The sequence below is a fragment of the Pseudoflavonifractor sp. AF19-9AC genome (assembly GCF_003478995.1).
Lineage (GTDB): Bacteria > Bacillota > Clostridia > Oscillospirales > Oscillospiraceae > Lawsonibacter.
In genome coordinates this window covers 22,506-36,774 of the sequence record NZ_QUGI01000004.1, presented here as the reverse complement: position 1 = coordinate 36,774, position 14,269 = coordinate 22,506, and the positions used below count along the sequence as shown (strand labels likewise).

The following is a 14,269-nucleotide window of genomic DNA, read 5'->3' as shown; positions in this document are numbered from 1 at the left end:
AGACGAAAAAGCAAGCAAAAGTTTTGCGGAGCCCCTCCGCGCAAAGGAGCGAATGGCGATGGCCGATCAAAGGATACACAAATTAGTTCTGGGTGCCCTGTTTGCAGCGCTGTGCACCATCCTGACACTGGTGATTCAGGTTCCCTCCCCCATGCAGGGGTACGTCAATTTGGGGGACTGCGGCGTTCTGCTCTCCGCCTGGATTCTGGGGCCTGTCTATGGGGCGGGCGCCGCCGGGCTCGGCTCTATGCTGGCTGATCTTCTATCCGGCTATGCACACTATGCCCCAGGAACCCTTCTCATCAAGCTGGCTATGGCCGCAGCAGCCGGCCTCCTCTTTGAAGGCATCAAGGACCACACCCGCTCCTTGCTGCCCGCCCAGCTCATCAGCGCGGCGGTTGGAGAGACGATCATGGTTGTGGGCTATTTCGGCTACGCCGGGCTCCTGCTGGGAAACGGACTGGCCGCTGCAGCCTCCATTCCCGGTAACGTGGTGCAGGGAGTCTTTGGCCTAGCCGCCGCCATCACGGTCTACGCCCTGCTCAGCCGCAGCCGCGCTTTGGCCCATCTGTAAAAAAGCGTGCGTTCCCCATGGAACGCACGCTTTTCTTATACGCCAAGCAGCACCACTGCGATGCGGAAATAGACGACCAGAGAGATGGCGTCGGCAATGGTGGTGATAAGGGGGCTGGCCATGACGGCGGGGTCCAGATGGATCCGGCTGGCCAGAATGGGAAGGAAGCAGCCCAGGAGCTTGGACACCACTACAGTGACAATGAGCGTCAGGCTCACCACCAAGGCCACCTGGAACTCCAGGTGGTTGAGGAGCATCAGCTTGGCCAGATTGACCACTGCCAGAGTGACGCCGCACAGCAGGCCTACATGGATCTCCTTCCAGGCCACCCGCAGCCAGTCACAGTAACGGATCTCTCCCAGGGACAGTCCACGGATGACCGTCACAGAGGACTGGCTGCCGCAGTTTCCGCCGGTGTCCATGAGCATGGGAATAAAGGCGGTCAGCACCACCTGGGCAGCCAGAGCCGCCTCATAGTGGGTGATGATAGCGCCGGTCACGCTGGCGGACACCATCAGGAGGAGCAGCCATACCACCCGGTTCTTATATACGTCCCAGATCTTAGTCTGAAAATAGGGACGCTCCGAGGGAGCCATAGCCGCCATGCGCTCCATATCCTCGGTGGCCTCGTCCTGAAGCACGTCCATGGCATCCTCGGCAGTGAGCGTGCCCACCAGACGGTTCTCGTCGTCCACCACCGGCAGCTCCACCAGGTCCAGCCGGTCCATCAGGGCCACTGCTTCCTCCTGGTCATCCCGGGGCGAGAGCACCCCCACAGGCTTGCTCATGGCCTGCTCCAGCCGGGTGCTCTCCTGGGCCATAATGAGATCCCGGACGGTGATGATTCCCAGCAGGGTGTAGTCCTCGTCCACCACATAGCAGTTGGTCATAAAGTCCTTGGGCACGCCCACCTGGCGCAACCGCACCAGTGCCTCCCGGGCCCGCATCTTGGGCGCGAGCATCATGGGCTCCCGGGACATGATTGCCCCCACGGTCTGGGGAATGGCCGCCTTTGCAGCCTGAATGGTATCCTTGTTCAGGTTGGTCATGTTGTTCATCATGTTTGGTTCCTCCTTGTCGTCGAAGTATGGGGTTTGCCCTTCGTGACAGGAGGTCCGGCAGACCACGCCGGAGCTCAGCGTCCACTCCTATGGACACCGATGCCAGGGTCATAGTCTGATTTGCCGGAACCTCGACTGCCGCTGTCCATGGAATGTTCACCTCACTCGTTTTTCAAAATTTTGCTGAGATTAGCAAAAAAACACGCGTGCCGAACAGCGGCACGCGTGTCAGTTACGCCCTTTTCATGCCACCGTTCAAGCTTTAGCATCACAGGGCGGTGAAGTCGCGTTAGATTCTGCCTTGTTTTTCGACAGGACCTGTTCAAACCAACGTGAGATGTCTCCATCTCTTTGCGGCAGCGACCCATATCCCTGTGGTAGCCTTACCTACCGGATTACAAGGTTATTATACCTGCTTATTTGCAGTTCGTCAACCCTGAAACTTGCATGGGAATTCTTAAGATTATTTTAAAACCACGTTCTCCTCCCCCAGGCGCACCCGCAAATCCTCCAGCAGGGCAGGATGAATCTGGCACCGGGAGCCCACCCGCTTTTTGCAGTCGGCAAAGTAGAGCACCACCTGGCTCTCCCCCGGGAAGAAAGACAGGGCCAGACGTACCTTCCGCAGGCGCGGGTCCTCCCGGCTGGGCAGGCGCAGATACAGGGTCTGCTGGTGCTGAGCAGGCGCCTCCCCGGCCTCTCCCAGGGGACGGATGGAATCCACCATCAGCTGAGGCTCCTTTTCGTCCCGGACCGAGATCTTGCCTGTGGCCAGGACCGCATTATTCTCCCGGATATAGCTGCCGCTCTCCTCCAGCACCCGGGAGAAGCACAGCAGCTCCATGCCGCCGGTGTCGTCCTCTAGGTTGACATAAGCCATCAGCGTATTGTTCCGGGTGGTGCGGGTCTTATAGGTGGAGATCACTCCTGCGATGGATACACGCTGGTTGTCCCGGTACTCCCGGGGACCGTCCTCCCGGTCGAAGTCGGTGAGGATGGAGCCGATGGGCACAGCCCCCTTCAGCCGGGCCATCTCCCGGTACTGGTCCATTGGATGGCCGGAGAGGTAGAGCCCAGTGGTCTCCTTCTCCATGCTCATGAGCTCCTGAGGGGTGTATTCCGGCAGGTCAGGCAAGATCAGGGCAGGCAGGGCGGCAGCTGCCTCCTGTTCTCCCCCGCCAAAGCCGAAGAGGTCCAGCTGCCCCTCCACGTTGCGCTTGCGGCTGGCGGCGATGCCGTCCAGCACCTGCCCGTAGACCTGCATCAGCTGAGAGCGGCGGCAGCCCATGCGGTCAAAGGCGCCGGACTTGATGAGACTTTCTACCACCCGGCGGTTCAGATCCTGGTCGAACATCCGGTCGCAGAAGTCCATAAAATCTGTAAAGGGTCCTCCCTTTTCACGCTCTGTGAGCAGGCCGTTAATAAAGGATCGGCCCACTCCCTTCAGGGCCACCAGGCCAAAGCGGATGCCCTCCCCCACTACGGTAAAGTCGGCGTGGGACTCGTTGACATCGGGAGGCAGCAGCTGGATGCCCATGGACCGGCACTCCGCAATGTACTCGGCCACCTTCTCGGTGGAGTCCAACACGGAGGTGAGCAAAGCGGCCATGTACTCCTTGGGATGGTGGCACTTGAACCAGGCGGTCTCATAGGCCACCACGGCGTAGCACACGGCGTGGGCCTTATTGAAGGCGTAATTGGCAAAGTCGTAGATCTCCTGGTAGATGGCCTCGGCCGTGACCTGCGGGATACCATTGGCCACGCAGCCGGCGATATTCCGCTCGGGATCGCCATGGATGAAGGTGTTTTTCTCCTTCTCGATCTCCTTGGCCTTCTTCTTGGAGATGGCCCGGCGCACCATGTCGGCCTGACCCAGGGAATAGCCGCCCAGCTGCTGGAAGATCTGAATGACCTGCTCCTGGTAAACGATGCAGCCGTAGGTGTTGGACAGAATGGGCTCCAGAGCAGGGTGCTTGTAGGTGATCTTGTCCGGGTTCTGCTTGCAGGCGATGAACCGGGGAATGGATTCCATAGGGCCCGGGCGATAGAGGGCGATGATAGCGGTGATGTCCTCAATGTTCTGGGGTTTCAGACTGAGACATACACCGGTCATACCCGCCGACTCCATCTGGAACACGCCCGCCGTGCGGCCCTCCGACAGCATAGCCATGGTCTCTGGATCGTTCTCCGGAATGTTTTTCACTGTAAAGCCAGGTTCCTTGCTCTGAACCATTTTTGTTGCGTCATCCAGGATAGTCAGGTTGCGCAGGCCCAAAAAGTCCATTTTCAGCAGGCCCAACTCTTCCAGCGTGGTCATGATGTACTGGGTGACGGGCAGACCGTCGTTGGTGGCCAGAGGGACATAGTCACACACCGGCCGACTGGTGATGACCACGCCGGCGGCATGGGTGGAGGTGTTCCGAGGCATGCCCTCGATGGCCATGGCAGTGTCGATGAGCTTCTTGATGCGCTCATCTCCCTCGTAGGACTCCCGCAGCTGCTTGGACAGCTTCAGGGATTCCTCCAGGGTGATGTGCAGGGCCCCGGGCCCGCTGGGGATCTGCTTGGCCAGAGCGTCCACCTCGGCGTAGGGGAAGTTGAGCACCCGGCCCACGTCCCGCACCGCACCCCGGGCAGCCATGGTACCGAAGGTAACAATCTGGGCCACGTGGTCGTTTCCGTACTTCCGGTTTACGTAATCAATGACCTCCTGCCGCCTGCGGATGCAGAAGTCAATGTCGATATCCGGCATGGATACCCGTTCCGGGTTAAGGAATCGCTCAAAGTACAGGCTGTACTTCATGGGCTCCACGTCGGTGATGTTCAGACAGTAGGCCACCATGGAGCCGGCAGCGGAACCGCGGCCCGGGCCCACGGGAATGCCGTTCCCCTTGGCGAAGGCAATGAAATCGGAGACAATGAGGAAGTAGTCCACAAAGCCCATCTTCCGAATCATGGCCATCTCATAGCGCAGCTGCTTGAGATACTCCTCGGGGCCATCCGGGTAGCGCCGGGCAAAGCCGTCCATGCACAGCTTCTCGAAGTAGGCGTCCCCGTCGGTGTAGCCATCAGGGAGCTGGAAGTGGGGCAGGTGATACTTGCCGAATTCAAACTCCACATTGCAAAGCTCTGCAATTTTCGCCGTGTTCTCCAGGGCCTCGGGGCAGTTGGGGAAGAGGGCGGCCATCTCCTCCTCGCTCTTCACGTAGAACTCCTGGGTCTCAAACTTCATCCGCCCCGGGTCGTCCAGCGTCTTGCCCATCTGGATGCACATGAGGATGTCCTGGGTCTCCGCGTCCTCCCGTCGCAGGTAGTGGGCATCGTTGGTGGCGATGAGGGGGATCCCCGTCTCATCGTGGAGGCGCATGAGTCCAGCATTCACCTGTTGCTGGGCGGCGATGCCGTGGTCCTGCAGCTCCAGGTAGTAACCGTCCTCGCCGAACAGCTCCCGCATCTCCAGGGCCACCGCCTTGGCCTGCTCATACTCCCCCGCCAACAGCAGCTTGGGCAGCTCGCCGCCCAGGCAGGCCGAGCAGGCAATGAGGCCGCCGCAGTGCTCCCGCAGCAGGTCCATGTCGATGCGGGGCTTGATGTAAAATCCCTCCAGGAAGGCCTGGGACACCATGTAGGACAGGTTGCGGTAGCCCTCCTCATTCCGGCACAGCAGCACCAGGTGGCGGGACTCGGCGTCAAACTCGTGGACCTTCTGGAACCGGGTGCGGCCCCGGGGGGCCACATACACCTCGCAGCCGATGATGGGCTTGATGCCCGCCGCCTTGCAGGCCCGGTAGAAGTCAATGACCCCGTACATGACCCCGTGGTCGGTGATGGCCACCGCCTCCTGGCCCAGGTCCTTTACCCGCTCCACCAGCTTCTTGATGCGGCAGGCTCCGTCCAGCAGGGAGAATTCCGTATGCAGATGTAAGTGGACAAAGGACATAAGAAGCCTCCTTCTTATTTTTACTAGGCACAGATGTCGGCGAACGACGCCTTATCCCTGCTCTTGCTGAGGATAGCCCACAAAGCCGCTCTCGTCCCCGGGGCTGTAAAGGCCGTAGAAGGGCAGCTGGTCGGGTATTTCCCCGGAAAAGGCTGAGGTGGTCCAGGCCAGAAACTCTTCCGGCAGTGTATCAGTCTCCGTCCCGGGCAGATACAACCATACCTCTCCGGCGTGCTCCAGCCCCACCGGCCCGGTGGAGACACAGGCAACTCCGTCCTCATAGTGGATCACTCCGGCCTCCTGCTCCGTCTGCAGGTACTCCAGCACCATGGTCCATTGGTACTCATTCACCTCTCCGGGTGCAGCAAAGCTACCAGAAAAGTCACAGTAGTAGAGGGTGCCGTTGGGGTTCTCCTCCCCCGTCGCTTCCAGGTCCCGGTCCTCGTAATGACCGGTAAAGGAGCCGTCCGGCTGGAGCACCAGTTGAGTGCTCCAGCCCCCCGCTCCGTTGGAATAATAGAACTCCAGGGGCTGGCCCCCCAGCGGATTCGCCGCCTCCTCCGAGGTGTCCGCTGTGTCGTTTCCTATGGAACAACCCGCCATGAGCAGCATCAGCACCAGCATTACGGCTAAGATACGCTTCATACCCTAGCCTACCTCATTCTTCACTAGCTGCCGCTTCCAGCGTCTCCCCCGTCAGGCGGTACACCGTCCACTCGTCCATGGGAACGGCCTCCATGCCTTTGGTATAAAACTCGATGGAGGGGGTGTTCCAGTCCAGACAGGACCACTCCAGCCGGCCGCAGCCTCGCTCCACCGCCAGGTGGGCCAGGTGCTTCAAGAGGGCCTTGCCATAGCCGTGGCCCCGCTCCTCAGGCAGAACGAACAGGTCTTCCAGGTAGATGCCCGCCCGGCCCAGAAAGGTGGAGAAATTGTGGAAGAACAGGGCAAAGCCCACCGTCTTCTCTCCTGCCTGGGCAAAGATGACCTCTGCCTTCTTTTTCTCGAAAATCCACTCCCGCAGAAGTTCAGGCGTAGCCACCACCTGGTCGGCCATGTGCTCATACTCCGCCAGAGCGCGGATAAAGGATAAAATCAACGCTTCGTCTCCCGGCTGGGCCAGGCGAAAGGTACAGTTTTCCATAATTTTTTCTCCTATCACTACTGGTTAAGCAATTTGAATACAACGTGTTGTGTAATTGGATTAACTATTTTTGCATCATCCCAGCAAGCACATTGCGATCCCAAAGTAATACTCCTGTTTTCTCAGCAAGTGCCCGAGCGTTCTCCGTAAAATAACTATTTGTCATTACTACACCAATTTGGCAACCATACATAAACTTTCCCGCACAGACCTCCTGTACGGGTGTATTGCCCAATTTACTAGAATAGCATTTACATTGCACTGCATATTGAATTCCGTCTTTTTTTGCAACAATGTCTACTCCTTGATCCCCAGAACCAGGAGTTACTATGACATCTTTAAAGCCATTACGCTCCATTACTAGTGCGCAAAATTTTTCAAAACTATGTCCGTCCATATCATCTACATTCGTCAAAGTGTAAGTAATTTGACTGCTCATTTGCTTTTTGTTATCACTCTCAACTTGCGCACACTGAATTCTCTTAAAAAATGTTTGACTATAAATCGCTGTATTTTTTCTCTTATCGCGCCTGTACAGAATAAAGAATATCAGCGCAGCTACTCCGTATATAGGTGGGACAAGAAAATAAAGTACAGTCTGATTCTCTGATCCGGCCAATACTATCGCTGGGAAAAAAATACAAACTGAGACAAACAACGATCCAAAAGCAATAAGTATTATTCTTAAACCTTTTTCACCGATAACCAGCTTGGATATCTTATCATCAGAGGAGCCTTTCAACAGTTTCATTTTCCTTCTCCTTTCCCCAGCTCCACCAGCTTCCGCAGCCGGTGGTTCAGGGCGGACTTGGTCACAGGAGGATCGCACTGCTCCGCCAGCTGGGACAAGGTATCCTCCGGGTGGGCCAGGCGCAGGGCCGCCGCCTCCCGCAGCTTGTCCGGGAGCAGGGCCAGCTTTCCGCTCTCCTCCAGACGGCGGATTGCTCCCAGCTGGGCCATGGCCGCCTCCACGGCCTTGTCCAGGTTGGCAGCGTCGCAATTGACCCGCCGGTTCACACTCCCCCGCAGGTCCTTCTCCAGCTTGGCGTTCATGATCTCCATGGCGGACAGAGGCGCCCCGATGGAGGTAAGGAAATCCTCAATCCGGTCGCTCTGCTTGAAGTAGATCACTGCGTTGCCCTTGCGCTGGGCCGCCTTGGGCTCCAGCTCCATTTCACGCATAAGGGCCAGCATCTCCCGGCTGACGCTGAGGTGGGAGGTAGCCAGTTCCAGGTGGTACCCCTTCCTGGGATCGGTCACCGACCCACCCGCCAGGAAGGCGCCACGCAGGAAGGAAAACCGACAGCAGCTCTCCTCCAGCACCGCAAAATTGATGTGCAGCGCCAGTGCGCTGGGATCGCCTCCGAAGACCTGCTGGATGGCCTCCAGCTTTCTGGGCTGGGTGATGGAGAAAATATGCTTCCCCTCCCCCTCCGGCAACCGGTCAAAGGTCAGCTTGAAGGCCTTTTTGAACAGGGCGGGCAGCCGCTGAGCAAAGGCATCGTTCTCCGTAATGATGCGGATCTCCTCCGCGGTGTAGGTATTGCTGTAAAGTAATATTCCATAACACTCCGCCTGAGCACAGCACTTTCGGCTCAGTGCGGTGCGGCACAGCTCATTTTTAACCTCTCCGGCAAAGGACATGGTTTACTCCTCCAGTATGTACCGCCGCGCACCCCGGAAAATTCGGACGGCCCGCTGGCGGTAGATGTCCAGAATGGCCTCAGCCAGCTTATCCGGGTCGTGACGGGCATAGTTGCCTCCCTCCGAGGCCAGCGGCCGCTCCACCAGCTCCAGGCCCATGGCGGCAATGCGCTCCCGGTCCATTACCAGGGGCGCCGCATCCTCCTGACGGTAGCGCTCCACCAGGCCGGGGTGCACCGGGGCGGAGTTGGCCAGACAAAGGTCCACCATATCCGGCACCCCGTGGGTGAGCAGCGCCTCCACGTGGTCGGCGGCGGTATAGCCCTCCGTCTCCCCCTCCTGGGTCATGATGTTGCAGACATAAATTTTGGGTGCCTGGGACTTGGCAATGGCCTGGGCCACTCCGGGCACCAGCAGATTGGGAATGACACTGGTATAGAGGCTGCCCGGACCCAGCAAAATCAAATCCGCCTCCCCAATGGCCTCCAGGGCGGCGGGCAGCGGCTCCGGGTTCTCCGGGATCAGGTTGACGTGGTCGATGCGGCAGTCCTGCTCCTTCTTGCAGTTATATATTTTGGACTCTCCCACCACACGGGCTCCGTTTTCAAACACCGCCTCCAGCTGCACATCCGCGCTGGTGACGGGGATGACCCGTCCGGTAATGGCCAGAACCTGGCTCATCTGGCTCACCGCCTCCTCAAAGGAGCCGGTCACCCCGTTGAGGGCGGCCAGGATGAGGTTTCCGAAGGACTGCCCCGCCAGTGACCCCTCGGTAAACCGGTAAGTCAGAAGGCGCTCCATGATGGGCTCGGTGTTGGCCAGAGCCTCCATGCAGTGGCGGATGTCCCCCGGCGGGGGCATACCGATGTCCCGGCGCAGCATTCCCGACCCGCCGCCGTCATCGGCCACGGTGACCACAGCCGTCAGATTTTTGGTGTACTTTTTCAGACCCCGCAGCATGGTGGACAGCCCGGTGCCGCCGCCGACGGCCACAATCTTCGGACCTCGCTCCCACTGCTGCAAACTGGGCAGGGTAGTTGACATGGTATGCTCCTTTCCCGCGGAGAATTCCGCGGCCTAATTGCGTCCTAAATCCCGGTGGCTCTCGGAGACCGGGTAGCCCTTCTCCCCAATGATGCCGGTGAGCGCGTGGGCAATGGCCACCGATCGGTGGTGTCCGCCGGTACAGCCCACGGCAATGACCAGAGCGGTCTTGCCCTCCTCCTCATACCGGGGCAGCAGCCAGGTGACAAAGTCCCCCAGGCGGTTTAAAAATTCCTGGGTCTGTCCGCCGGAAAACACGTAGTCCCGCACCCCCTGGTCCAGGCCGGTCAGGGGCCTCAGCTCCGCCACATAGTAGGGATTGGGCAAAAACCGCACGTCAAAGACCAGATCCGCCTCCATGGGCACCCCATGCTTGAAGCCGAAGGATGTCACCCGCACGTCCATCCGCCCTTCCAGCGTTCCGCTCTTGGCAAACAGGCGGCGCAGTTCCCCTTTCAGCTTGGCGGTGGACAGGTTGGAGGTGTCAATGATGTACTCCGCCCGCTCCCGCAGAGGCGCCAGCATTTTCCGCTCCAGATCGATGGCCTGCTCCAGGCTGTCGCAGGACTCCGCCAGAGGATGACTCCGGCGGGTCTCCTTGTAGCGCTTGATAATGACTTCGTCCGAGGCCTCCATAAACAGGATGCGGTAGGAGCACTTCATGGTTTTTAAGTCCTCCAGGGCCTGGAACAAACTTTCAAAGTTGGTTCCGCCCCGGACATCGGTGACCAGCACCACCCGGTCGTACTCCCCGGCGCCCGCCATGCCCAGCTCAGCAAACTTCGTAATCAAAGGGGCGGGCAGGTTATCCACACAAAAAAAGTCCAGATCCTCCATGATGGAGGCTGCTTTACTCTTGCCAGCTCCGGACAAGCCGGAGATAATTACAAATTCCATTCTCTCTTCCTCTCCTCCGGCGCACCGCGCCACGGGGCCATTACTTCAGTACACGTACCTCCATCTCCAGCTCCACACCGGTCTGTGCCAGCACCCGGGTGCGGACCTGCTCCACCAGCTCCAGTACATCCCGGCAGGTGGCTCCTCCACGGTTGACCACAAAGCCCGCGTGCTTTTCCGACACCTGGGCTCCGCCCACCGTCAGCCCCTTCAGACCACACTGGTCGATCAGTGCAGCGGCATAGTAGCCCTCCGGACGCTTGAACATGGACCCGGCACTGGGGTATTCCAGGGGTTGCTTATCATGTCGGCGGGCAGACAGCTCCTCCATTTTACTGCGGATTTCCTCGGTATCTCCCGGCTTCAGGGCCAGCTTCACCCCTAAAATCAGCCGTTTTCCATCGGAAAAGCAGCTTCTGCGGTAGCCAAAGCCGCAGTCCGTCACCGTCTCCACCGCTCCCCGGGCCGTCAGACAGGTTACGCTCCGGACCACCTGAGCCATCTCACCGTCATAGGCGCCGGCGTTCATGGTCACCGCGCCCCCCAGGGAACCGGGAATGCCGTGAGCAAACTCCAGCCCGCTCAGCCCCCGGTCCCGGGCAAAGACCGCCAGACGGGCCAGGGGCACACCGCTGTCCGCCCAGATCTCCTGTCCCTGCAGCCGACAGGTCTCCAGACCCGGCACCGTTTTGATCAGAAAACGGTCCACGCCCTCATCAGCGACCAACAGATTAGACCCATTGCCCATGAAAAAGGGCTCAATGTCCAGCTCCGCCGCCGTTTTTACGGCAGCAACAGCCTCCTCCTCTGTACGGGGCAGAGCCATCAGCGCCGCCGGACCGCCAATTCGAAAGGACGTGTGCCGTGCCATGGGCTCCTGAATGCGCAGCTCCAGAGAGGGGCAGCAGCGGGACAGCTTTTCCCGCAGGTGTACAAAGTGATCCATATATAGACCTCCCACAGTTTGCTGTCCGTGTTCCAGAGCGGCCCAGGGGACAGCATGGGTATTATTCAGCAGAATATAATTATAGCAAATTTCTCTTGGAAATAGAATAGTCTGAAACAGAAAATCCGCCCACCAGCTTTCTTGTCTGCGGTGCTCCATTCTGCGGTCCAGGTTCTTGCCCCTTTGAATCATCCGCTTTTTTCCGCTCCCGCGCAAAAAAGAGAGAGGCCCCCGGCCGTTCCGCCGGAGGTCCTCTCTCCGTTCAGGGGACAGTGGGGTCCCCCACTTCCGCCTGTCTTACAGATCATAATGGTGCTTGACTCGCAAACGGCTGACCGCCCGGGCCAGCGTAGCCTGGGCTGCGCGGTACTCCTGGATGCTCTTTTTCTGGAGAAGGGCCTCCTTGGCGGCATCCGCGTCGCGCTTGGCACGGTTGGCGTCAATCTCTTCCGGGCGCTCCGCCGTATCCACCAGAATCAAGACCTCGCCGTTTTCCACCTTGGCCAGGCCATGGGAGACCGCCGCCTCCAGAGAGACGTTCTCCTCGATCTGATAGTACATGGTGCCAGGGACCAGAGCGGTAATCATATTGCTGTGGCGTGCCTGAATCCCACGCATGCCATCGGAGGTGGGCAGCACCAGAGAATAACATGGCCCCTCATAGAACGGGTGGTCTGCGGCCAGGATATGGACCTGAAATGGCTCCATCAGCTGTTCGCCTCCATGCTCTCCGCCTTCTTCTTCACGTCGTCAATGGTACCCACGTTGAAGAAGGCCATCTCGGGATATTCGTCCATCTCGCCGTCCACAATAGCGGCGAAGCCCCGCAGAGTCTCCTTCAGGGGGACATAGACGCCGGGGTTATTGGTATATTTCTCCGCCACATGCATGGGCTGGGCCAGAAAACGCTGGATCTTCCGGGCACGCATGACCGTGGTCCGGTCCTCGTCGCTGAGCTCGTCCATACCCAGAATCGCGATAATATCTTGCAGCTCGCTGTATTTCTCCAGAATCTCCTGGACGCTGCGGGCAATGCGGTAGTGTTCCTCCCCCACCTTGTCCGGCTCCAGCAGACGGGAGCTGGACTGGAGGGGATCCACCGCCGGGTAGATGCCCTGCTCCGCCACCTTTCGGCTAAGAACAGTGGTGGCGTCCAGATGGGTAAAGGTGGTGGCGGTAGCCGGGTCGGTGAGGTCGTCGGCCGGGACATACACCGCCTGGACCGAGGTGACGGAGCCGTTCTGAGTGGAGGTGATCCGCTCCTGCAGCTCGCCCATCTCATTGGCCAGAGTGGGCTGGTAACCCACGGCGGAAGGCATCCGCCCCAGCAGGGTGGAGACCTCGCTGCCCGCCTGAACAAAGCGGAAGATGTTGTCGATGAACAGCAGCACCTCTTTGTGCTCCTGGTCCCGGAAGTGCTCGGCCATGGTCAGGCCCGCCAGAGCCACCCGCATCCGCACGCCGGGAGACTCGTTCATCTGTCCGAAGACCAGGGCGGTCTTGTCCGACACGCCGCTGCCCCGCATCTCATTCCACAGATCGTTGCCCTCCCGGCTCCGCTCACCTACGCCGGTGAACACGGAGTAGCCGTTGTGTTCCATGGCCACATTGTGGATGAGCTCCTGAATGAGCACGGTCTTGCCCACGCCGGCGCCTCCGAACAGGCCGATTTTGCCGCCCTTGGGGTAGGGCTCCAGCAGATCAATGACCTTGATGCCTGTCTCCAGAATTTCGCCCATGGGGCGCTGTTCCTCAAAGGCAGGGGGCTTGCGGTAAATGCTGTGGCGTTCCACCGGCTCGGTCAGGGGCTCTCCCCCGTCGATGACCTCGCCCAGGACGTTGAACATGCGCCCCAGGGTAGCGGTGCCCACCGGAACGGTGATGCTGCTGCCCGGCGCGCTGACCTCCATGCCCCGGCACAGCCCCTCGCTGCCCGCCAGAAGGACACAGCGCACCATGTCGCTCCCTATGTGCTGGGCAACCTCCATGACCCGCTTCTCCCCGTCCACACAGACAGTGAGCGCCTCCCGGATTCGGGGCAGGCTGCCGGCCTCAAACCGCACATCCACCACCGGGCCGGATATCTGAACGATGCTTCCGTATTTCACGATACCTGCACCTCTTTTTTTCTCCTTTTTTTCCTCTGGGCCTTGGCCCCGGCGGTGACCTCGGTGATCTCCTGGGTAATGGCCGCCTGGCGCACCCGGTTATACTGCAGGGACAAGTCCGCCAGCAGCTCCTCCGCGTTGCGGTTGGCCGAATCCATGGCCGTCATCCGGGCCTGCTGCTCACTGCAGAAGCTGTCAATGAGGGCACTGTAAATAAACCCAGTGAGATAGCTGTGCATCATGCCGTTCAGCACCGCCGAGACGGAGGGTTCAAACTCAAAGGGCACCATGATCTTCTTTTCCTTCTCCGGCGGCGCGAAATAGGTTCTGTGGAAGGGCAGCAGCCGGGTGGAACGGACACGGGCGGTCAGCCCGTTCTCCATGTCCGTGTAAATGACAAAGATTTTCTTCAGAAGGCCCCGGTCATACTGGTCCAGCAGCAGGGAACTGATTTCCCGGGCCCGGTCCAGAGTGGGATTCTGGGCCGTGTAAAGAAACATCTGCTCGATGGGGACGTGGTGCTGGGTAAAAAAGCGCCGCCCGTACTCCCCCACTACAAAGAGCTTGGTGTCACTATGGGCCTCCAGCAGCCGCTGGGCCTTTTTCAGCACGTTCTGGTTGTAGGCCCCCGCCAGACCCTTGTCCGCCGTAATGACCAGACAGCCGTAGGTGCCGGGCATCTCCGGCTCCTGGTCGGGAGGATAAAAGTAGTGGCTGTCCACATCGTTGGCTGTGCGGAATACCCGCTTGATCTCGCTGCGCAGGGCGGCGAAATAGGGCCGGGTCTGCTCCAGCTCGCTGCGGGCCCGGCGCAGCTTGGTGGAGGCAATGAGGTACATGGCATTGGTGATTTTCCGGGTCTCCATGATGCTGTCAATTCTGCTTTTGATTTCCGCGGTACTTGCCATGGT

General features: G+C 59.5%; 13 protein-coding genes and 1 riboswitch. Of the genes, 1 reads left to right on the top strand and 12 read right to left on the bottom strand.

What is annotated here, in order from left to right; translation table 11 throughout:
* The first annotated feature begins 58 nt into the window (after window positions 1-58).
* Complete coding sequence (locus DWX58_RS07890; RefSeq protein ID WP_243093346.1) at window positions 59-574, top strand: ECF transporter S component; 516 nt, start codon at window positions 59-61, stop codon at window positions 572-574.
* Between the two features lie 35 nt (window positions 575-609).
* On the opposite strand, the gene mgtE is transcribed toward DWX58_RS07890, so the two are convergent.
* From mgtE to atpG, 12 genes are all read right to left on the bottom strand, one after another.
* Window positions 610-1,635, bottom strand: coding sequence for a magnesium transporter (gene mgtE / locus DWX58_RS07885; protein ID WP_118642665.1), 1,026 nt, complete (start codon window positions 1,633-1,635; stop codon window positions 610-612).
* 239 nt (window positions 1,636-1,874) lie between these two features.
* A riboswitch (M-box (ykoK) riboswitch) is annotated at window positions 1,875-2,037 on the bottom strand.
* A 61-nt stretch (window positions 2,038-2,098) separates the two neighbouring features.
* A complete protein-coding gene (locus DWX58_RS07880; protein ID WP_118642663.1) occupies window positions 2,099-5,575 on the bottom strand; it encodes a DNA polymerase III subunit alpha in 3,477 nt (1,158 codons plus the stop codon).
* A gap of 51 nt (window positions 5,576-5,626) precedes the next feature.
* Window positions 5,627-6,220, bottom strand: coding sequence for a hypothetical protein (locus DWX58_RS07875; RefSeq protein ID WP_118642661.1), 594 nt, complete (start codon window positions 6,218-6,220; stop codon window positions 5,627-5,629).
* A gap of 13 nt (window positions 6,221-6,233) precedes the next feature.
* Window positions 6,234-6,719 carry a GNAT family N-acetyltransferase gene (locus DWX58_RS07870; RefSeq protein WP_118642659.1) on the bottom strand — a complete coding sequence of 162 codons (486 nt, stop codon included), beginning with the start codon at window positions 6,717-6,719 and terminating at the stop codon, window positions 6,234-6,236.
* A gap of 64 nt (window positions 6,720-6,783) precedes the next feature.
* On the bottom strand, window positions 6,784-7,470 hold the full coding sequence (locus DWX58_RS07865; RefSeq protein WP_118642657.1) for a restriction endonuclease: 687 nt from the start codon (window positions 7,468-7,470) through the stop codon (window positions 6,784-6,786).
* The gene (whiA, locus tag DWX58_RS07860; protein ID WP_118642655.1) at window positions 7,467-8,363 is read right to left on the bottom strand and encodes a DNA-binding protein WhiA; all 897 of its coding nucleotides are present in this window, start codon (window positions 8,361-8,363) and stop codon (window positions 7,467-7,469) included. The genes DWX58_RS07865 and whiA overlap by 4 nt, the downstream gene beginning before the upstream one ends.
* A gap of 3 nt (window positions 8,364-8,366) precedes the next feature.
* The gene (locus tag DWX58_RS07855; RefSeq protein WP_118642653.1) at window positions 8,367-9,407 is read right to left on the bottom strand and encodes a gluconeogenesis factor YvcK family protein; all 1,041 of its coding nucleotides are present in this window, start codon (window positions 9,405-9,407) and stop codon (window positions 8,367-8,369) included.
* A 33-nt stretch (window positions 9,408-9,440) separates the two neighbouring features.
* Complete coding sequence (rapZ, locus tag DWX58_RS07850) at window positions 9,441-10,304, bottom strand: RNase adapter RapZ (protein WP_118642651.1); 864 nt, start codon at window positions 10,302-10,304, stop codon at window positions 9,441-9,443.
* A 40-nt stretch (window positions 10,305-10,344) separates the two neighbouring features.
* Window positions 10,345-11,250 carry a UDP-N-acetylmuramate dehydrogenase gene (gene murB / locus DWX58_RS07845; RefSeq protein WP_118643192.1) on the bottom strand — a complete coding sequence of 302 codons (906 nt, stop codon included), beginning with the start codon at window positions 11,248-11,250 and terminating at the stop codon, window positions 10,345-10,347.
* A 297-nt stretch (window positions 11,251-11,547) separates the two neighbouring features.
* Window positions 11,548-11,958 carry an ATP synthase F1 subunit epsilon gene (gene atpC, locus DWX58_RS07840; RefSeq protein ID WP_118642649.1) on the bottom strand — a complete coding sequence of 137 codons (411 nt, stop codon included), beginning with the start codon at window positions 11,956-11,958 and terminating at the stop codon, window positions 11,548-11,550.
* Complete coding sequence (gene atpD, locus DWX58_RS07835; protein WP_118642647.1) at window positions 11,958-13,358, bottom strand: F0F1 ATP synthase subunit beta; 1,401 nt, start codon at window positions 13,356-13,358, stop codon at window positions 11,958-11,960. The genes atpC and atpD overlap by 1 nt, the downstream gene beginning before the upstream one ends.
* The gene (gene atpG / locus DWX58_RS07830) at window positions 13,355-14,266 is read right to left on the bottom strand and encodes an ATP synthase F1 subunit gamma (protein ID WP_118642645.1); all 912 of its coding nucleotides are present in this window, start codon (window positions 14,264-14,266) and stop codon (window positions 13,355-13,357) included. Before atpG ends, atpD begins: the two co-directional genes overlap by 4 nt.
* Window positions 14,267-14,269: the final 3 nt, after the last annotated feature.